Source organism: Streptomyces monashensis (genome assembly GCF_001866665.1).
GTDB lineage: Bacteria > Actinomycetota > Actinomycetes > Streptomycetales > Streptomycetaceae > Streptomyces > Streptomyces monashensis.
The window spans coordinates 26289-43520 of the sequence record NZ_MLYO01000023.1; the positions used below are offsets into that span (position 1 = coordinate 26289).

Below are 17232 nucleotides of genomic sequence, written 5' to 3' on the forward strand. Positions count from 1 at the left end.
TCCGTCACCCGTCCCGATGGGCTCTCTCGATGCCGTCCGGGCCCTGCCCCTCCCCGCATGCCCCTGCAGCCCCCTCAGCCCGATCAGTCCCCTCAGTCCCCGCGGCAGCTCGGACGAGGTTCTGTTCCAGGCGTTCCAGGGTGCGCAGGGCGGCGGTGCGCTCGTCGTCGGTGAGGGCCTCGCCGCCGTACGCGGTGGCCTCCCCCGGCTCAGCGCCACCGGAGCACAGCGGACCCGAGCGGGAGCGCCGGCCCGGCTGGGGGACCTGGCGACCGCTGTACGCGAACGGCGTCGCCGGTTCGGTGAGCGGGCCGAAGTCCGTGTCGGTGGTCGACAGCGCGGCGAGGGGCGTGCGCCCGGGACGCGACAGGTGTAGCACCTCGACGCCGAACTGGGCGAGGAGCCGCGCCGCGACGGGACCTGCGATGACATGGGTGAGGTCGAGCACCCGTACGCCCGTGAGCGCCTCGTCGGCCTCGCCGATCGGTTCCCAGGATCCACACGGCCCGGTCCACCGTACGGTGACGCCGCCGTCGGACGTGCTCGCTCATCCCGCCCCGCCCTCGTCCTTCGCGCCTTCGTCCTCCCTGTACATCGCCGTACGGCGACGGTAGCCCGCACCGCGCCGCCTGTGGCCGGACGGGCCCGTTAGGCTTGGGCACTCCGGCAGGCGGTCGCCCGCCGCCCGGCGGCGGGTACGGCGCTCGCGCGGCCGCCCCCGGACCACCACACCCAAGGACGGCAACCGAGTGTCTTTCTTCACCATCGGCCACCGCGGTGTCATGGCCGCCGAGCCGGAGAACACCCTGCGCTCCTTCCTGCGGGCCGAACGCGAGGGCCTGGACGGCATCGAACTGGACCTGCACCTGAGCAGGGACGGCGAGCTCGTCGTCATGCACGACGAGACCCTGGACCGTACGACGGACGGCTCCGGTCCGATCGCCGACCAGGAGTTGGAGACGCTCAGGAAACTCGACGCCGGGCTCGGCGAGCGCATCCCCACCTTCGAGGAGGTGCTGGACGCCGTCGGGCCGACGCTGCCGATCCAGGCGGAGATCAAGGACGTGGCCGCCGCCCGGTCGCTGGCCCGGGTGCTCACCGACCGCGACCTGCTGGACCGGGTCTCGGTGCTGTCGTTCCACGACGTGGCGCTGATCGAGATCCACAAGCTGCTGCCGCGGGCCCGCACCGTGCTGGTGGCAGGCCCCAGCGCGCACCGCGACACCTTCGTCGGCCGGGCGCAGAAGGTCGGTTCCACCCTGGTCAGCGTGGAACTGCGCCAGCTGAACCAGGCCATCGTGGAGAAGTGCGGCGCCGCCGGCATCGACGTGATGGCCTGGACCGTCAACGACGAGCGCGATCTGGCACTGGCCCGGATGCTCGGCCTGGTGGGCTGTGTGACCGACCAGCCCGGCATGAAGCGGCTGGTCGAGGCCACGGCCTGACCTCAGGTGTCGGGGACCGAACCGGCCGGCCGTGCGGTCGCGGGAAGCGGTCCGCCCAACTCCCGGGTACGCGCGCCGGGGCCCGGGGGTGTCTTCCCGTGCGCGGCGGGAACAGCCGGTCCGCCCGGCACTGTTGCACCGGCTGGTCGCCCCGATGTCGGGGCGGCCGCTGACACGCCTGCCGCAGACTCGGACCGAGCCTTTCACACAGGAGGACTGATCCATGAACAACCGGCCCCTGACACTCATGGCGGTGCACGCCCACCCCGACGACGAGGCCACCGGAACGGGCGGTGTCCTCGCGCGGTACGCGGCGGAGGGCATCCGCACGGTCCTCGTGACGTGTACCGACGGCAGTTGCGGTGACGGACCGGGGGGCGTCAAGCCGGGTGACGCCGGGCACGATCCGGCAGCCGTCGCCCTGATGCGGCGTCAGGAACTGGAGGCGAGCTGCGCCATCCTGAAGATCAGCCATCTGGAGACGCTGGACTACACCGACTCCGGGATGATGGGCTGGCCGAGCAACGACGTCCCCGGATCCTTCTGGCAGACCCCCGTGGCGGAGGGCGCCGCCCGGCTCGCGGAACTCTTGCGCCGCTATCAGCCCGATGTGGTCGTCACCTACGACGAGAACGGCTTCTACGGCCACCCCGACCACATCCAGGCGAACCGCATCACGATGGCCGCGCTGGCGATGACCGCGCCGACGCCGAAGGTGTACTGGACGACGGCGCCCCGTTCGATGATGCAGCGGTTCGGGGAGGTCATGCGCGAGTTCGGTGCGGACTGGCAGGAGCCGGATCCCGCCGAGGCCGCCGCGATGGCCGAGATCGGACTGCCCGAGGAGGAGATCACCACCTGGGTGGACACCAGCGCGTTCGGCGGTCAGAAGTTCGACGCGCTGGCCGCGCACGCCAGCCAGGGCGAGAACATCTTCTTCCTCAAGATGGGCCAGAAGAGGTTCACCGAGCTGATGGGCGTCGAGACCTTCGTACGCGTCCAGGACACCACGGGCACGGCCGTACCCGAGAACGACCTCTTCGCCGGACTGCGCTGATCCGCCTCTCGCTCCCACGCCCGGCACACCCGGCACGCCGTGCAGGTGGTGCGGGTCATGACGGGTCGGGGGTTGTGCCGACGTGACGGAAGTGGGTGGTCAGCCTCCCGGAGTCGTCGAGGACGTGGAACGCCAGGGCGGGCGGGTGGTCCAGGTGGACGTGGTCCTGGGGGTGGGCGCGTTGCTCCCACGGAAGGCGGAGGGTGGAGACGACTCCGGGGGCCATCAGCAGCGGGCGTCCGGCGAAGACGGTCGCGGCGGCGGTGTGGGCGTGGCCGCAGAGGAATCCCGCGATGTTGCGGTGCCGGTCGGCGAGGGCCGCGAGGCGCTCGGCACCGAACTGGCGGATGCCGTCGACGAACGCGACGTGCACCTGCGCCGGCGGGTGGTGGAAGCCGATCAGCACGGGCGTCGGGTCGGGGGTCCGGGCCAGTACGTCCTGGAGCCACGCGAGGGTGTCGTCCGAGAGGAGGCCCTCGTCCTTGCCGGGCACCGATGAGTCGCACAGGGCGATGACGACGTCGGCGCCGCGGTGCACCTGGTTCACCGGTGCCGTCGAACTCTCCTGTCCCAGAAGGTGGGTTCGGAAGACATCACGCCGGTCGTGGTTGCCGGGGCAGAGCATCACCGGGTGCCGCGAGGAGAAGAGCCGACGGGCCTGCTCGTACTCGGAAGGCAGGGCGTGGTCGGTGATGTCTCCGGTCACCAGGACCATGTCCAGGTCGTAGGGCAGGTCCTCCAGGTAGCGCATGACGGCGCGGGTGCGCTCGATGCTGCGCGGCTCGCCGTCGATGTGGGTGTCGCTGAGATGGGCTGTGACGATCACCGCAATACGTCCTGTCACTCGGGCTGTTGATCGGGCTGTTGATCGGTCCAGCCGAGGCTAGGCGGGTGCTGGACCAGGAGTAAGGTCCAGATCCATGCGGAATTCCTGGTCCGGTTCACGTGTCGACCTGCACCTCGATCTCGACGCCTCGAAAGGCCGCCGTTCGGCCCTGGAGTCGGCGCTGCGCGAGGCGGTCCGGCAGGGGCGCCTGGCCGCGGGCACGCTCCTGCCCTCCACGAGAGGGCTGGCCACCGAACTCGGGCTGTCCCGCGGCACGGTGACCGCCGCCTACGACCAACTGGTCGAGGAGGGCTACCTGTCGACCCGGCCCGGCTCGGGCACCACCGTGGCGGACGTACCGCCGCAGGCCGCGGCCGCACCGGCGGACGCACCGGTATCGGCGATTGCGCGCCACGACCTGCGCCCGGGGCTTCCCGACGTCAGCGCCTTTCCCTCCCGGGCCTGGCTCGCGGCGACGCGCCGGGTGGTCACCGACACGCGCTCGGCGGCGCTCCACGCCGGAGACCCGCAGGGCCGGATCGAACTGCGCACCGCGGTCGCCGACTACCTCGGCCGCACCCGCGGTGTGGTCACGAGCCCCGACCGCGTCGTCATCACCTCCGGCTACTACCAGGGCCTGAGCCTGCTCAGCGGCGTGCTGGCCCGCGACGGCGCCAGGACGGTGGCCGTCGAGGACCCCAGTCACAACGTCTTCCGCGGACGCGTCCAGCGCGCCGGACTCGCCCTCACGCCCCTGCCCGTCGACGCCCGGGGCGCCCGTGTGGACGCGCTGACGCACGAGGTCGACGCCGTCCTGCTCACGCCCTCGCACCAGTACCCGACCGGTGTCCCCCTCCACCCCCGCCGGCGTCAGGCCGTCGCCGCCTGGGCGCGTACCACCGGCGGGCTGGTCATCGAGGACGACTACGACGGCGAGTACCGCTACGACCGCCAGCCCGTCGGCGCCCTCCAGGGCATCGCTCCGCACCGGACCGTGTACTGCGGCACCGTGTCCAAGACCCTCGGCCCGGCGCTGCGGCTGGCCTGGCTGGCCCTGCCGCCCCATCTGGTGGAACCGGTGGTCGAGGCCAAACGCGAGGCCGATCTCCACACCGAGAGCCTCTCCCAGCTCGTACTCGCCGACCTGATCACCACGCATGCGTACGACCGCCACGTGCGCGCCTGCCGCCTGCGCTACCGCCGGCGGCGCGAACTCCTCCTGGCCCGCGTGTCCGGTGTCCCGGAACTGACCGCCCACGGCGTCCCCGCCGGTCTGCACACCCTCCTGACCCTCCCCGCCGACTGGCCGCCCGAGGACGAGGTCCTCTCCCGCTGCGCCCGGCGGGGACTCGCCCTGCGCGGCCTGTCCGAACTCCACGTCGAGGGCCGCGGGCGCCCGGCCGGCCTGCTCATCGGCTTCGCGGCCCCACCCGAACACGCCTACCGGCCCGCCCTCGACGCGCTGTCCGATGCCCTCGGCTCCCTTCGGCCGGGCCGTCGCGGATCGACGGACTCCGAACCGCGCACATCACTCCCCCGCCACACCCCGGTCACCCGCTCGGGCGATCACGCCGAGTCCGTCCACGTCGAGTCGTGAACGTATGGGCCGTAGTCCCCCGGGAGAGAGCGAGAAGGGCATGTCGGTATCGGGCATACGCGGGCCACGGCCGGACACTCCGCGGCGACGCCGGCGCCGGCGCGCCACGGCGGCCGGGTGTGCGACCGCCGCACCGTGCGCGCCCGGCGTCGGCGAGAGCGGCATGTCCCTGTCGGCCCGCTTCCCGAGCGCCCCGGCGAACGCCACCGACTCCGTGCCCTCCCGCACCGGTGCCACGACCGGCACCGATCTCCACCTCGAGCAGGAGGCCAAGCGCGCCCACTCCCCCACCGTCGAGATCGGTATCTGTCACGTCTCGCTCGTCGCCCGCCCCGACGCCGTCGCCGGCCTCGTCCGCAGGGCGGCGAGTGCGTCCTGACCGCCGGGGCCGCGGTGCCGCCGCCCCTGTCCCCTCCGCCCCTCCGCCACCTCCTGTGCGCTTTGAGCCAACTTGACGGCGGCCGAGACCCGATTGCCGGAAGAAAGGTTGTCGTGTCCGCGACGAACTCGTTTACTGCGGGCAGCAGCCGAGACCCGAGGAGGCGCAGCACTCTCATGATCAAGCGAATAGCCGCCCTGGCGGCACTTCTCCCCGCCGTGTTGGGCACGACGGCCGGCGTCGCTTCGGCGCACCCCGGGCCGCACGCGACCCCCGCGGTCGTCACCCTGACCTACGACGCCAGCAATGCCGGTCAGTGGGCGGGCCCGATCCGGCAGGCCGTGCAGAACTGGAACGACGCGGTGCACAACGTACGCCTGGAGCCGGCGAGCAGCCCCGGCTCGGCCGACTACGTCTACGAGGCGACCAGCGGCTGGCCGCAGACCACACTGGGGCCGATCTTCCCCGGCGGCAGCGGTGACGTGCAGCTGGGCCAGCAGGCGGTGGACGAGGGGTACGACGCGACCCGCATCACGGCCCACGAGACCGGGCACATCCTCGGGCTGCCCGACGACTACAGCGGCCCGTGCTCGGAGCTCATGTCCGGCCACGGCCCCGGCACGTCCTGCACGAACGCCAAGCCGGACGCGGCCGAGGCGGCGCAGGTCGACAGGAACTACGCCGCCGGCGCGTCGGCGATGCGCCCGCATCACCGCCAGGTGGTGATCGACGTCTGGTCCGGCCGTGTGCTCACCGGCTCGCACTGACCCAGAAGAATGACTTTGCGCCAGTTTCACGGTGGGCTGCCGCAGGTCAGCACCGTTGGAGAGGGGTGAGGGGCGTAGCGTTTTCACCAACCGAGTTTTTAGCCCTAGCTAAAGGTGGCATGCTGATGGAGTGGCAACAAGCGTTGTCTCTCCATGAGTTGGGGGTGAATCATGGGCATTTTTGCCCGTGACGAGAGCCGGACCACGCTAGCGGCTTCCCGGATAGGGCGACAGGCGACGGCCTCCCTGGCCGGCCTGCTGGCCGGCCAGGGCAAGACCCGCTCCGACCTGGCGGCGGCCATGGGCGTCAGCCCGGGCCGTGTCAGCCAGATCATGTCCGCGGACGCGAACCTGACCGTGCGCACGCTCGCCGCCGTGGCGGAAGCGCTGGACGCCGACGTGCAGATCACCTTCTGCCCCCGCGCGCAGCCGACGGACGCCAGAGCCCGCAGCGGCACGGACACGTCACCCCTCCACAGCAGCGGCCTTCCGGCCCGCCACTGAGCCTCACGTCCCGCGTCTCCCGTCCGGCACGCGTGTTCAGCGGGTGAGCCAGCGATCGAACCAGCGGCGCTGCGACGGCACGGCCGGACTGTGGAACGCGTCGTTGGACACCGCCTTCGCACGCAGGGCCCTGAGCTCCTCGTTCTCGCTGCGGCGGCCGTGCACGTACGCGAAGCGCAGCAGGTGTCCGCAGTGGGCGAGTGCGGTGCCGAACGCCTGGCGCCGGGCGACGAGTTCGTCCCCCGTCGCCTCACGCCCGGCCTGGCGGCACGCCTCGTCGATCCCCGTCTGCACGTCCAGCGCCGCGTCGATCGCCGTCTGCACATCCGCATAGATCGCGCAGATCGTCTTGGTCTCGGCGGTGAGCGGATGCCGCTCCAGCAGGTACAGCCTGAGATCGTGGACGAACACCCTGAGCTGGGCGGACGTCTCGACGCCCTGCAGAAAGCGGTCCGACCAGCTGCACGCGTCCAGATGGACACGCTGCACCAGCCGCTCCCTGACCAGGGCGATACCCAGTGTCATGAATTTGACGTACGGCTGCACCGTCTCGTCCTGCCTGCGTCTGGGCAACGCCGTGGCGCCCGTCGCGGCACCCGCGACCACCGGAGGAATCGACGCCGCATGCGGCAGCAGGACCACCGCACCGGCCGCCACCAGACCCATCAACGCCAGCACGAGCAACATCAGGGACGACGACGCCCAGCTGCCCAGCAAACGCCCCTTGCCGGAGAACTCGCGCACCAGCCCCACCCACGCGATGCCCGCGCTCACGCCGGCGGGTAACGCGTAAACAGCCACCCAGCTGTGGTGAAGCCAACTCATCGACGGCGCCCCCAAGACGTTCCACGGACAGGCTCAACCGCCGTCAGCATGCGAACGCCAAAAGGGCCACCCTCTCGGCACGTGTCACACCAACGCTCAGCCCACTCGCCGCCCACCCGTCTTCCGAAGCTGCCGCGAGTGGAGTCGATGATGTCAGCCGACGTGACGCCACGCCGTCACTTCCAGCGACAATCGGCCAGCGTGTCCGACCCGTACCGGAATCCGCCGTCCCGGTGCCGACGGCGGCCGCACGGTTCCCGTGCGTGAGCCGGCGCGTCACCGGGCGTCGGGGGATGCCTGCCGGGCGAGGAACTCCTCGAACGCCGCCTTCTGCTCCGGGTCCATGAAGCCCTGGCGGACGCTGCGGGCCTGCTCCTGGAGCCAGTGCGCCTCGTCGGGGTCCAGCAGTTCGGCGACCACCGCGCCGTGGCGAGCCACTGCCGTACGCCCTCCCACGCGGCGTCGGAACAGCGTGAACGCGCCGAATTCCGCCGGGTGGGCGAGTTCCGGCTCCTCCGCCACGGCCCGGTCCTCCGCTCCGGCGTCAGCCGCCGGGTAGGCGGTGGGAGCCCAGTGCTCCCAGCGGGCCAGCGTGGCCGCGGGCACCAGTACCGCGCGTTCCGCGTCTCCACGCCCCTCCCACAGGAACGTGACCGTGACGGGCCCGTCGACCGCCTCGGCCAACCCGAGCACCCGCTCCATCTCGTCGTCGACCGGGTGGCCCACCACTACGTCGATCTGAATGCCCATGGCGCCCGAGGCTACCGGCGGCCTCTGACATGCCGGCCCGAAGAGGTTCCGCCGGCCGACCCACCACGGGCGACAACCGAAAGTTGTCGATGGTGCCGGTCCGTTGTTGGATCGCGGGGCGGCCGCGGAGGTTGCATCGTCGGCATGCACAGACTGATTCCCACGGGGGAGGCGGCGCGTCCGGTCGCCTTCCCCGAGGCTCCTCAGCCCGCCCCGGAGCCGGGTGCGGCGCTCATCGAGGTCGAGGCGTACCACGTACGGGCGGCGGCCCAGGGGCCGTTCGACGTCGTGCCGGAGTCCCTCACCCGGTTCGGCCGGGCGAGCCGCACCCCGGCCACCCCCGGCTCCTTCGACCTGCGCGAACGCCGGATCCTCGGCAAGGCCGTACTGCTGACAGGAGAAGCACGATGACCGTGTCCGACTTCGCCGACGCCCAGTGGACACGCGCCGTCGGCGCGGGCGTCGACCCCCACGAATACCGGCGCGTCACCGCCGGCCTGACCTCCGTCGACGACTGGGGACCGTCCTTCGTACGCACCGGACACGCCTACCTGGAGCGTGCGGAGAACGCCGGATCGCTCCTCTCGGCCGGTGAGTACCTGCTGACGGCGGCCCGGTGGTTCCACGTCGCCACGCTCGCGCCGTACCCGGAGGCAGGCTCGGCCGCCGCAGCGGCGGACCATGCGCTGAGCAGGGCGCTCACCGCGCTGGAGCCCGGTGCACGACGCGTGAGCGGCGAGGGGTTCACCGGTTGGCTGCGCGGCCCCTCCGACGCGCCCGGCACCGTGGTCGTCGTCCCCGGCCTGGACTCGGCCAAGGAGGAGTTCCTCGATCTGGTGTCCGCACTGCTGGCCAGGGGACTGGCCGTGTTCGCCATGGACGGTCCCGGGCAGGGCGTGCTCGCGGCGACGACGGCCCTCAGGCCGGACTACGAGCAGGTCGTGGGCCGGGTCATCGACGCCCTCGGCGTCGCACGCATCGGACTCGTCGGCCTCAGCCTGGGCGGCTACTTCGCGGCCCGGACCGCGGCCGTGGAGCCCCGCGTGGCGGTGGCCGCCACCGTCAGCGGCCCCTTCCGCTTGGACTGGGAGAAAGTGCCCCCGCGGGTGCGGGACATCATGGCCCGACGCGCCGGAGGTGCCGACGCCGCCCGCGAGTTCGCCCGCCACGTCGACCTTGCCGCCCTGGCACCCCGCATCGCGGCCCCCCTCCTGGTCGTGGACGGTGACCTGGACGTCATTCCCGGCGTGACGAACGGCGAGCCCCTGGCCCGTCTGGCACCGCACGGCACCTATCTGTCCGTCCCGCACGGCGACCACCTCCTCGGCAACGCACGACCGGACTGGCTGCCGTACCTCGGCGACCACATCACACGCTTCCTGACGGACGCATCGGCGTGAGCACACGACGATCTCCGACATCGTCGACCCGCACCACGCCTGACCCGCGGTCAGGCCGCGCCGAAAGGCACCGCCCCCAGCCCACCACCGCCCGAGGAGGAGTTCTGGGACCGGCGCGGACACCGCGTCCACCTCGACCGCCACCGCGACCCCGCCACGGAGGCGAAGGTCGTGCTGCACCACGGGGCGGGCACCAACGGCCGTCAGATGTCGCTGATTCCGGGCGCCCCGCCGACGGGGCGCGGTCGCTCCGGGCCGCGGCAGCGGCGCCCGGTCGGCAGACCGTACGCCGCTGCCGCTCACCTCGGCTGGAAGCCACGAGCCCGAGCACCGTCCCGCCGAGTCCCTCGCGCCCATCGGGCACGTCCGCTCCTTCGCGCCGTCCTCGCGCCCGGGCCGGGGTCCCGGCAGGAGAGACCGCACCCGTTCTCAGCCCACCGGCTCCGCCACCAGCTGCTCCTCGATCAGATCCGCGGCCCGGCACGCGCCGCCCTCGGCGCGTACCTCGGACCACAGCCACGCCGAGCGCGTGGCGACCTGCGGATCGCCGATGAGTTCCATCAGGGCGGTACGCAGCGCCGCCGCCGTGACGTCCGCGGGGTCGAGCCGGCGGGCGACGCCCAGTTCGACGAGCCGGTCCGCGTGGAGGGACTGGTCGGGCCCGTGGGGTACCGCGATCATCGGCACCCCGGCGTACAGGCCCGCCCCGCTGCCGGCCATACCGGTGTGCGTCACCCATACGTCCGCCTGCTCCAGCATCGTCAACGGCGGCGCCCACGGCCACACTTCGAAGTTGCGGGGAACCCGCTCGGCGAGATCGTCGCCGCCGCCCGTCTGCAGCACCACATGCCATCCCGGGAGATCGGCGAACGCCGCCACGCACTGGTGGTGGATCTCCTGCGGCTCCGGGGAGGCCGAGCCGGCCAGCGACACCAGCAGCACCTTCTTCGCGCCGTCCGGCCGCGTCCAGCCGTCCTGCTTCGGGTCGGCGCCGAGACACGGGCCGACGAACGTCACCGCCTCGGTGTCGACACGGTCCGCGTGCGGCTGCATGGCGCGCGGGATCATGGCCAGCGCGCGCCGCGGGTAGCTGGTGAACTCCTCCACGTTCCCGGTCACCGCACCGCACCCCGCCAGCCAGTCCGCGAACCGCGCCCGGTGTGCGGGACCTCCGGGCAACCGCGCGTACGCCGCGGCGATCTCCTCCTGGGCGCCCTCCCAGGCCACCTGCGCCGCGGACAGCTGGACGAGAGCGCGGTCCTGTGCCTCGGCCAGCGCGCGGCCCGCGTACGCGCCGGCGTCGTAGAGGTACAGGTCGGCGGGATCGTCGTCGTACACGGCGTGCAGCTGCGGCAGAACGGCCTCCGCCTCGTCGAGGAAGAGGGAGGCGCAGGCGATGGGATCCTGCGGCCAGTCGCGGTCGGCGCCCGGCAGGGTGGACGTGATGCCGACCAGTTCGGCGCCGGTGGCGGTGACCAGCTCGGCGCCAGGGCCGGCATTGGCGTACGTCACGCGGTGACCGCGGGTCACCAGCTCACGGATGATCTCCAGGCTGGGCAGCACATGGCTGACCAAAGGCGTGCCGACCATGGCGATATGGGCTGAATGGTTCTTAAGGTGCATAACCGTACTTCCTTGGATAGAGGTCTCTACGGCAGGCAAACGCCGAGAACCCCGACCAGGCAACGCGGAGCACACGTCCTCGTCCCTGTCGCAACCGGGCATCACCTCGGGCACGATGAGCGTGCGTCTGGCCCGCCTCGCCCAGGCCGGCCTGATCGAGTCCGTCGCCGTGGCCGACGGCCGCAGCAAGCCCGTCCGGCTCACCCCGCGCGGCCGAGACCGCCGGCGTGCCGCCACGGAGCAACGCACCGCCCGGGAACACGACCTGTTCGCCGACGCCCTCTCCCCCGAGGACATCGAGAAACTCAACGCGCTGCTCGGCCGCCTCCTGGGCCGCCTGGAGGACGAGTTCGGCCGGGCAACCCGCCACGACGTCCCCAAGGACGCCTGAGCACAGCCGAAGGCCCACCGAGCGCTCTCACAATGTTCTTAGAACTTCCCGTGACAGTGGCGGCCCATGAAGGCGAGGAAGCTCAGGAAGAGCAAGAAGAGGATCGTCGCGCTGGGCGCCGTACTCACGGTGATCGGGGTGGTCGGCACGGCCGCCGCGTTCGGCGCGGGCGGGCGGGACGGCCGGGACGGGCGGCAGGTCCAGGTGCGCGGCAACCGGGTCACCGTGCCCGTCGCCGGTGGGCGTGTCGTGGTGGACGCCGCCTCGCTGGCCGTGCGCGGCCGGGCGGACGACGGACGGGCCTGGCAGCTGTCGGCTCCGGCGGCCGACGCCCTCGGTCCGGTCGCGCGGATCTCGGTGCACGGGGACAGGGCCACCTGGAGGTATCCGGCGAAGGGCCTCACGGTCACCGCGGCCGCGCGCGACGGGCGGCTGGCGGTGACCGTGCGCTCCGCCCGGAAGTCCACGCTGACCTGGCCGGTGACCGCCACCGACCCGAACACGAGCGAGGTGCAGTTCCCGCGCGGCGAGGGCCTGTCGGTGCCGGTCGCCGACCGCTGGTGGAACTCCGCGGGGGCCGGGCTCGCGGGCTCCGAGGCGGGCCTGTCCGACGGTCTGACCATGCCGTTCTGGGGCACCAGCCTGCGCGACGGGCACGGCGCGAGCTACATCGCCGAGTCCGACATCGCCACCACGCTGAAGTTCGTCTCCGCCGGCGGCCGGCTGCACACCGAGACCGAGCACGCCTTCTCCCCCGCGCAGGACACGCTCGACTACACGCTGACCTTCGCCCTCACCGACGGCTCGCCGGTGGCCGCCGCCCGCGACTACCGGGCCTGGCTCCAGGCCCACGGCGGCATCACCACCCTGCGCCGGAAGATCGCCCGCAACCCCGAGGTCGGCAAGCTGGTGGGCGCCTTCCACGCCTACACCTGGGGCCAGGCCCGCACCGCCCAAGGCGTCCAGCGCCTGCGGGAGTTGGGCATCGACAGGATGTGGCTCGGCTACGACGCCGACGGCTCCCCCATGGACCGCTCGGCGGTGAGCCTGGCCGAGCGGTCCGGTTACCTCGTCGGACCGTACGACTCGTGGGCCAACGCCCAGGACCCCGCCGCGGCCGACTCCTCGGTGTCCACGTGGCCCGCGCCCGTGTGGCAGGACGCCTGTGTGCGGGGAGCCGACGGCAGGATCGTCACCGGTTTCGGCGGACGCGGCTGCTACGTCAGCTCCGAGGCGCTGCGCGGCGCCGAGCCGGCCCACCACTATCTGGCCGACCGCACCCGCGACATGACCGCGAACGGCGCGAACAGCTACTTCCTCGATGTGGACGCCGCCGGCGAGCTGTTCACCGACCACTCCCCCGCGCACCCGATGACCCAGGCGCGGGACCGGGAGAACCGGTTGCGGCGGCTGGCCCGGCTGTCCGGCGGCCGCGGGCTGGTGGTCGGCTCGGAGAGCGCCGGTTCCTGGGCGAACGGTGTGCTCGCCTTCAGCCACGGCTCCGGGACCCCGGCACCCGATCGGCTGTGGTCCCTGGAGCGGGACCGGGCCACCTGGGGCGGTTACGCGCCGGCCGGCGCACCCGGGATCTTCTTCAAACCCGTCCGGTTGCCGGCCGACGTCGCGAAGGCGATGTACGACCCCAGGTACCGGGTGCCGCTGTACCAGACCGTGCTGCACGACTCGGTCGTCAGCACCGAGCGCTGGGAGCTGTCCTGGTCGAAGCTGCCCGACCAGAGCCGTACCCGCGCGCTGCTGGCCATGCTGTACAACGTGCCGCTGAACGTCGTCCTCGACAAGGCGGAACTGGACGCGCACGGCAGGCAGATCGCCCAGCTGCAGAAGTACTTCGAGCCCCTGCACAAGGCCGCGGCCACCCGGCCGATGACCGGCTTCCGGTGGCTGACGCCCGACCGGCTGGTGCAGCGCACGACGTTCGGCGACGGCGTCCTGACCGTCACGGCCAACTTCTCGGACCGCGCGCACGACGGCCTGCCCGCGGGCTGTGTCGACGCCGCGGTCGACGGCGGCCGGGCCCAGCGGCTGTGCCCGGCCGGTCTGTGACGGCGACCGCCTGCCCGGCCTCTGGGATGTGCGGCGGTGCCCGGCGGATCAGGTCGCGTCCGCGAGTTCCTGGCGTACGACGATCGCGTCGAGCCGGACCGCGAACGGTGCGGTGTCGGCGAGCCCCAGGGCGCCCACCCGGGACTTGCCGAGGCCGACGGTGACGTCGGCGCAGAAGGCGACGGCGTACAGGCAGGCGCCGGCGTCCTCGTCCTGGAGGGTGAAGAACAGATCGCGGTAGTAGCTGGTGCGGTCCGGGCCCTCGTCGTAGTAGGCCAGTCCCGGTGCGCCCTCCTGCGCGGCGAGACCGGTGAAGGCGTCCACGAGCTCGCGCTCGACGGTGTCCCAGAACGACGCCCGAGCGGCCTCGGGCGGGAGCGCCTGGCGGACCGCCTCCTTGAGGGAGAGCGCCATCACGACGACCGGCGCCTCCTCCTGGAGCCCCCAGCCACGGATCGTCCTGACGATGTCGCTGTCGGGAAGCCGGGCGGCGGCATCGCGGATGTGGCCGAAGTCGTAGTTGACGGTGGCGGGCGCGATCGCCTCCTGGAAGGCGCGCGCCAGGGCCTCCGCCTGGGCGAGATGGGGCTCTCCCACCTCGGTGACCGTCCTGAAACAGGCTGCCAACTTCCCCTCCTTCAACATTTTGTTGCATCGATGGGGCGTCAGTATGCCGTAGCGGTGCGCCGTCGCGTCCCGCGGGGCGCCGATACGACGGGCGCCCCGCAGGACGGCAGCGGGAACAGCGACTCCTCGTGGACCGCCGGGGCTCAGTGGCCGGCGGAGTCCTCGGGGCGTGCGTGGCGCGGCAGGAGGAAGGAGAGCAGGAACGTCAGGACGAGCATGCCGTCGACGATCCACAGCACCGTCTTCATCACGGAGCCGAAACCGGTGCGGAAGGCCGACTTCGCGGTGGTCTCCAGCGCGCCGGGTATGCGGGCGCCGGCCTGCGGCGACGTCATGGCGGACCGGGTGTCCTCGTCCAGGCGGACGCAGGAGGCCGGGGTGGCGGCGGGGTCCTTGGCGACGGCACGGTCCGAGGCGCAGCGCCGCAGGTCCGCCACGACGCGGTCCTGGGCGGCCGGCGCCACGTGCGCGGCGCTCAACTGGCCCCGCAGACCGGCCGAGTGGTGGTCGACGGCGGTGGCGATGCCGCCGCCCAGGAGGCCGAAGAACACGGTGCCGAGGAGCGCCACGCCGAAGGCGCCGCCGAGCTGCTGCATCGCGGTCATCGTGCCGGACGCCGAACCCGTCTCGTGCTGCTCGACGCTGGCGAGCACGATGTCGAAGAAGGGGGCCATGAGCAGGCCCATCCCGATGCCGGTGACGAGCAGGGCCGGCACGAGCTGCCAGGGGCCGACGCCGCCGCCCACCGTGTCGAGGGTCAGCCACACGCCGAACACGCCGAGCGCCATGACCGCCGTACCCGCCTGGAGCACGGCCCGGCCGAAGCGGGCGACGGCCTGGGCGACCCCGAAGCCGACGATCATGCCGCCCGACCAGGGCACCATCACCAGGCCCGCCCTCAGCGGCGAGTAGCCGAGGCCGATCTGGGTGTAGAGGTTGAAGACCAGCATGAAGCCCTGCATGGTCGAGAAGAAGACCAGCCCGAGCGTCATGCCTCCGCTGAACCCGCGCTTGCGGAAGAGGCTGGGGACGACCAGCGGGTCACGGCCGGTCCTGCTGCGCCGCGACTCGTAGAGGGCGAAGGCCGCGAAGACGAGGACCGAGGCGGCCATCATCGCGAACGTCCACCCGGGCCAGTCGTACTCACGGCCCTGGACCAGCGGGAAGATGATGAGCAGCGCGGCCAGCGAGACCAGGAGCATGCCGGGTATGTCGAGGCGCGGCCGGTGGCCGGACCGGCCCCTGGGCAGGTAGCGCAGCGCGCCGAGGAAGGCGGCGGCGCCCAGCGGCAGGTTGATCAGGAAGATCATCCGCCAGCCGGTGCCGAAGTAGTCGGCGTCCACGAGCCAGCCGGCCAGGATCGGCCCGCACACCGCCGACAGCCCCATGACCGGGCCGAACATCCCGAAGGCCTTCTGCGACTCCTTCGGCGGGAACATCTCCTTGATCATGCCGAGGCCCTGCGGCAGCATCACCGCGCCGAACAGGCCCTGCACGACGCGCGCCGCGATCAGCATCCCGGGCGACGCGGAGACCGCGCACAGCAGCGAGCCCAGGGTGAAGCCGACGGCTCCGACCATGAACATCCGGCGGCGCCCGTGGATGTCCCCCAGCCGCCCGCCGGTGACGAGCCCGACGGCCATCGAGAGGGTGTACGCGGCCGCGAGCCACTGGAGGGTGGAGGCGCCGCCGCCGAGGTCGGCCCGCATGGAGGGGCCGGCGATGTTCGTGACGACGGCGTCGAGGAGGTCCATCACCTCGGCCGCCAGGATCACGAAGAGCGCAGCCCAGCGCCACCGGTACGGCGCTGGCGTGTCGGTGGGCGTCTCGACGGACGCGACACCGGTGGTGGACATCGCAGACTCCTCGCAGAAGGCCGCGTCGGGCCGGGGAGGCGCGGGCGCGGGCAGGGACGGGATGAGAGAACACTGTTCACCGTAACAGAACAGTGCTCATCGAGAGAACGTCGTTCATTACGATATAGCGTCATCGCCGCCAAGACAAGATATATCGCGTCTCAGCCTGAGCGGGAGGGACGCGGGAGACCGCCCTCACCGACGTCCTCACCCTGGGCAGAACACTGTTCTCCGGGTCTTTAGACTGGTCACCATGAGCGACGCGGCCGCCGGCACCCCCGCACCCCCTCCGCCGTCCCCGTGGCAGCGCGAGCGCCCCGCGCGCCCCCACGGCACGCCCGCACGCGCGCCGCTCTCGCGCGAACGGGTCGTCGAGGCCGCCTTCACCGTGCTGGACCGGCAGGGGTTCGACGGCCTGTCGATGCGCCAGGTGGCGGCCGAACTGGGGGTCGCCGTCTCCGCCCTCTACGCCCACGTCAGCTCCAAGGACGACCTCCTGGAGCTCATGTACACACGGCTCTTCGACGGCTACGCGATGCCCGCGGCCGATCCGGAGCGCTGGCAGGAGCAGCTGCGGGACTTCGCCCGTACCTGGCGCCGGCGCCTGATGTCCCACCGGGACATGGCCAGGATCTCCATGGGGCACGTCCCCTTCACCGCCGAACTGCTGCCGCACGTCGAGGCGTTGCTCGCCGTCTTCCGCACCGCCGGGCTGCCGGACCGCATCGCGGCGGAGGCCGGTGACCTCATCTCCACCTACATCGACGGGTTCGTCCTGGAGGAGGGCATGTGGCAGGACCGGGCCGCTCAGCAGGGCGGCGCCGCCTCGCCGGCCCGCCCCGACTGGCACGAGATGGCCGACGAGATGCGGAACTACTTCGCGTCCCTGCCCGCGCAGGACTTCCCCCACCTGCGCGCCCTGTCCGGTCTGATGGTGGCCGACACCTCCGACGAGAGGTTCGACATCGGACTGGAGATCATCCTGCGCGGCCTGGCGAGCTATCTGCCGGCCCCGGCGACCGACCCGGCCCCGGAGCCCGACGCCGACCCGGATACAGGCAACACCGCAGGCAACTCCGCGGGCACCGCCTGAACCACCGCGGGTCGGCGCGTCAGCGGCA

At 72.2% G+C, this 17232-nt stretch carries 18 protein-coding genes; 11 read left to right on the forward strand and 7 right to left on the reverse strand.

Annotation, left to right across the window (positions count from 1 at the left end; translation table 11 throughout):
• Positions 1-4 precede the first annotated feature (4 nt).
• Positions 5-448, reverse strand: coding sequence for a CoA transferase (locus tag BIV23_RS53195; protein WP_071381024.1), 444 nt, complete (start codon positions 446-448; stop codon positions 5-7).
• Positions 449-749: 301 nt separating this feature from the next.
• On the opposite strand from BIV23_RS53195, the gene BIV23_RS13315 reads away from it, so the two are divergent.
• Together BIV23_RS13315 and BIV23_RS13320 are read left to right on the forward strand one after the other, a co-directional pair.
• A complete protein-coding gene (locus tag BIV23_RS13315) occupies positions 750-1445 on the forward strand; it encodes a glycerophosphodiester phosphodiesterase (protein WP_071381025.1) in 696 nt (231 codons plus the stop codon).
• A 223-nt stretch (positions 1446-1668) separates the two neighbouring features.
• Positions 1669-2502 (forward strand): PIG-L family deacetylase, encoded by an 834-nt coding sequence (locus tag BIV23_RS13320; protein WP_071381026.1) that lies wholly within the window; start codon positions 1669-1671, stop codon positions 2500-2502.
• A 55-nt stretch (positions 2503-2557) separates the two neighbouring features.
• Here the strand turns inward: BIV23_RS13320 and BIV23_RS13325 are convergent, their stop codons facing one another.
• Positions 2558-3328 carry a metallophosphoesterase gene (locus tag BIV23_RS13325; protein ID WP_071381027.1) on the reverse strand — a complete coding sequence of 257 codons (771 nt, stop codon included), beginning with the start codon at positions 3326-3328 and terminating at the stop codon, positions 2558-2560.
• A gap of 94 nt (positions 3329-3422) precedes the next feature.
• Between BIV23_RS13325 and pdxR the strand changes: the two genes are divergently transcribed.
• The 4 genes from pdxR (at position 3423) to BIV23_RS13345 (ending at position 6575) form a co-directional block, all read left to right on the forward strand.
• Entirely contained in the window at positions 3423-4925 is a 1503-nt protein-coding gene (pdxR, locus tag BIV23_RS13330) for a MocR-like pyridoxine biosynthesis transcription factor PdxR (RefSeq protein ID WP_071381028.1), read from the forward strand.
• A 163-nt stretch (positions 4926-5088) separates the two neighbouring features.
• Positions 5089-5304: a hypothetical protein gene (locus BIV23_RS13335; protein ID WP_071381029.1), complete on the forward strand. Its 216-nt coding sequence runs from the start codon at positions 5089-5091 to the stop codon at positions 5302-5304.
• A gap of 176 nt (positions 5305-5480) precedes the next feature.
• A complete protein-coding gene (locus BIV23_RS13340; protein WP_071381030.1) occupies positions 5481-6071 on the forward strand; it encodes a snapalysin family zinc-dependent metalloprotease in 591 nt (196 codons plus the stop codon).
• 171 nt (positions 6072-6242) lie between these two features.
• The gene (locus BIV23_RS13345) at positions 6243-6575 is read left to right on the forward strand and encodes a helix-turn-helix domain-containing protein (protein ID WP_071381031.1); all 333 of its coding nucleotides are present in this window, start codon (positions 6243-6245) and stop codon (positions 6573-6575) included.
• A 36-nt stretch (positions 6576-6611) separates the two neighbouring features.
• Here BIV23_RS13345 and BIV23_RS13350 read toward each other — a convergent pair whose 3' ends face one another.
• Together BIV23_RS13350 and BIV23_RS13355 are read right to left on the reverse strand one after the other, a co-directional pair.
• Positions 6612-7400 carry a hypothetical protein gene (locus tag BIV23_RS13350; protein WP_143079078.1) on the reverse strand — a complete coding sequence of 263 codons (789 nt, stop codon included), beginning with the start codon at positions 7398-7400 and terminating at the stop codon, positions 6612-6614.
• Positions 7401-7676: 276 nt separating this feature from the next.
• Complete coding sequence (locus tag BIV23_RS13355) at positions 7677-8150, reverse strand: hypothetical protein (protein WP_071381033.1); 474 nt, start codon at positions 8148-8150, stop codon at positions 7677-7679.
• A gap of 144 nt (positions 8151-8294) precedes the next feature.
• Here BIV23_RS13355 and BIV23_RS51770 point away from each other — a divergent pair, with 144 nt between their 5' ends.
• Both BIV23_RS51770 and BIV23_RS13365 read left to right on the forward strand, forming a co-directional pair.
• On the forward strand, positions 8295-8561 hold the full coding sequence (locus BIV23_RS51770; protein ID WP_071381034.1) for a hypothetical protein: 267 nt from the start codon (positions 8295-8297) through the stop codon (positions 8559-8561).
• Positions 8558-9550 carry an alpha/beta hydrolase family protein gene (locus BIV23_RS13365; protein ID WP_071381035.1) on the forward strand — a complete coding sequence of 331 codons (993 nt, stop codon included), beginning with the start codon at positions 8558-8560 and terminating at the stop codon, positions 9548-9550. The genes BIV23_RS51770 and BIV23_RS13365 overlap by 4 nt, the downstream gene beginning before the upstream one ends.
• Before the next feature lie 429 nt (positions 9551-9979).
• On the opposite strand, the gene BIV23_RS13370 is transcribed toward BIV23_RS13365, so the two are convergent.
• Positions 9980-11173 carry a macrolide family glycosyltransferase gene (locus BIV23_RS13370; protein WP_245790510.1) on the reverse strand — a complete coding sequence of 398 codons (1194 nt, stop codon included), beginning with the start codon at positions 11171-11173 and terminating at the stop codon, positions 9980-9982.
• A 115-nt stretch (positions 11174-11288) separates the two neighbouring features.
• Between BIV23_RS13370 and BIV23_RS13375 the strand changes: the two genes are divergently transcribed.
• Both BIV23_RS13375 and BIV23_RS13380 read left to right on the forward strand, forming a co-directional pair.
• Positions 11289-11564 (forward strand): helix-turn-helix domain-containing protein, encoded by a 276-nt coding sequence (locus tag BIV23_RS13375; protein WP_177239881.1) that lies wholly within the window; start codon positions 11289-11291, stop codon positions 11562-11564.
• Positions 11565-11630: 66 nt separating this feature from the next.
• On the forward strand, positions 11631-13628 hold the full coding sequence (locus BIV23_RS13380; RefSeq protein ID WP_071381037.1) for a glycoside hydrolase: 1998 nt from the start codon (positions 11631-11633) through the stop codon (positions 13626-13628).
• A 48-nt stretch (positions 13629-13676) separates the two neighbouring features.
• On the opposite strand, the gene BIV23_RS13385 is transcribed toward BIV23_RS13380, so the two are convergent.
• Both BIV23_RS13385 and BIV23_RS13390 read right to left on the reverse strand, forming a co-directional pair.
• Positions 13677-14255 carry a Type-2Aa cytolytic delta-endotoxin gene (locus BIV23_RS13385; RefSeq protein WP_071381038.1) on the reverse strand — a complete coding sequence of 193 codons (579 nt, stop codon included), beginning with the start codon at positions 14253-14255 and terminating at the stop codon, positions 13677-13679.
• Positions 14256-14398: 143 nt separating this feature from the next.
• Positions 14399-16111 (reverse strand): MFS transporter, encoded by a 1713-nt coding sequence (locus tag BIV23_RS13390; RefSeq protein WP_071381039.1) that lies wholly within the window; start codon positions 16109-16111, stop codon positions 14399-14401.
• 253 nt (positions 16112-16364) lie between these two features.
• Here BIV23_RS13390 and BIV23_RS13395 point away from each other — a divergent pair, with 253 nt between their 5' ends.
• Positions 16365-17204, forward strand: a complete 840-nt coding sequence (locus BIV23_RS13395; RefSeq protein ID WP_071381040.1) for a TetR/AcrR family transcriptional regulator C-terminal domain-containing protein — start codon at positions 16365-16367, stop codon at positions 17202-17204.
• Positions 17205-17232 lie beyond the last annotated feature (28 nt).

What these genes read in the sequence shown, in the direction of transcription:
- BIV23_RS13390 (WP_071381039.1), bottom strand. Translation starts at nt 16,111, where the DNA reads ATGTCCACCACCGGTGTCGCGTCCGTCGAGACGCCCACCGACACGCCA.
- BIV23_RS13370 (WP_245790510.1), bottom strand. Translation starts at nt 11,173, where the DNA reads ATGCACCTTAAGAACCATTCAGCCCATATCGCCATGGTCGGCACGCCT.
- BIV23_RS13350 (WP_143079078.1), bottom strand. Translation starts at nt 7,400, where the DNA reads ATGAGTTGGCTTCACCACAGCTGGGTGGCTGTTTACGCGTTACCCGCC.
- BIV23_RS13365 (WP_071381035.1), top strand. Translation starts at nt 8,558, where the DNA reads ATGACCGTGTCCGACTTCGCCGACGCCCAGTGGACACGCGCCGTCGGC.
- BIV23_RS51770 (WP_071381034.1), top strand. Translation starts at nt 8,295, where the DNA reads ATGCACAGACTGATTCCCACGGGGGAGGCGGCGCGTCCGGTCGCCTTC.
- BIV23_RS13320 (WP_071381026.1), top strand. Translation starts at nt 1,669, where the DNA reads ATGAACAACCGGCCCCTGACACTCATGGCGGTGCACGCCCACCCCGAC.
- BIV23_RS13380 (WP_071381037.1), top strand. Translation starts at nt 11,631, where the DNA reads ATGAAGGCGAGGAAGCTCAGGAAGAGCAAGAAGAGGATCGTCGCGCTG.
- BIV23_RS13375 (WP_177239881.1), top strand. Translation starts at nt 11,289, where the DNA reads ATGAGCGTGCGTCTGGCCCGCCTCGCCCAGGCCGGCCTGATCGAGTCC.
- BIV23_RS13395 (WP_071381040.1), top strand. Translation starts at nt 16,365, where the DNA reads ATGAGCGACGCGGCCGCCGGCACCCCCGCACCCCCTCCGCCGTCCCCG.
- BIV23_RS13355 (WP_071381033.1), bottom strand. Translation starts at nt 8,150, where the DNA reads ATGGGCATTCAGATCGACGTAGTGGTGGGCCACCCGGTCGACGACGAG.
- pdxR (WP_071381028.1), top strand. Translation starts at nt 3,423, where the DNA reads ATGCGGAATTCCTGGTCCGGTTCACGTGTCGACCTGCACCTCGATCTC.
- BIV23_RS13340 (WP_071381030.1), top strand. Translation starts at nt 5,481, where the DNA reads ATGATCAAGCGAATAGCCGCCCTGGCGGCACTTCTCCCCGCCGTGTTG.
- BIV23_RS13345 (WP_071381031.1), top strand. Translation starts at nt 6,243, where the DNA reads ATGGGCATTTTTGCCCGTGACGAGAGCCGGACCACGCTAGCGGCTTCC.
- BIV23_RS13335 (WP_071381029.1), top strand. Translation starts at nt 5,089, where the DNA reads ATGTCCCTGTCGGCCCGCTTCCCGAGCGCCCCGGCGAACGCCACCGAC.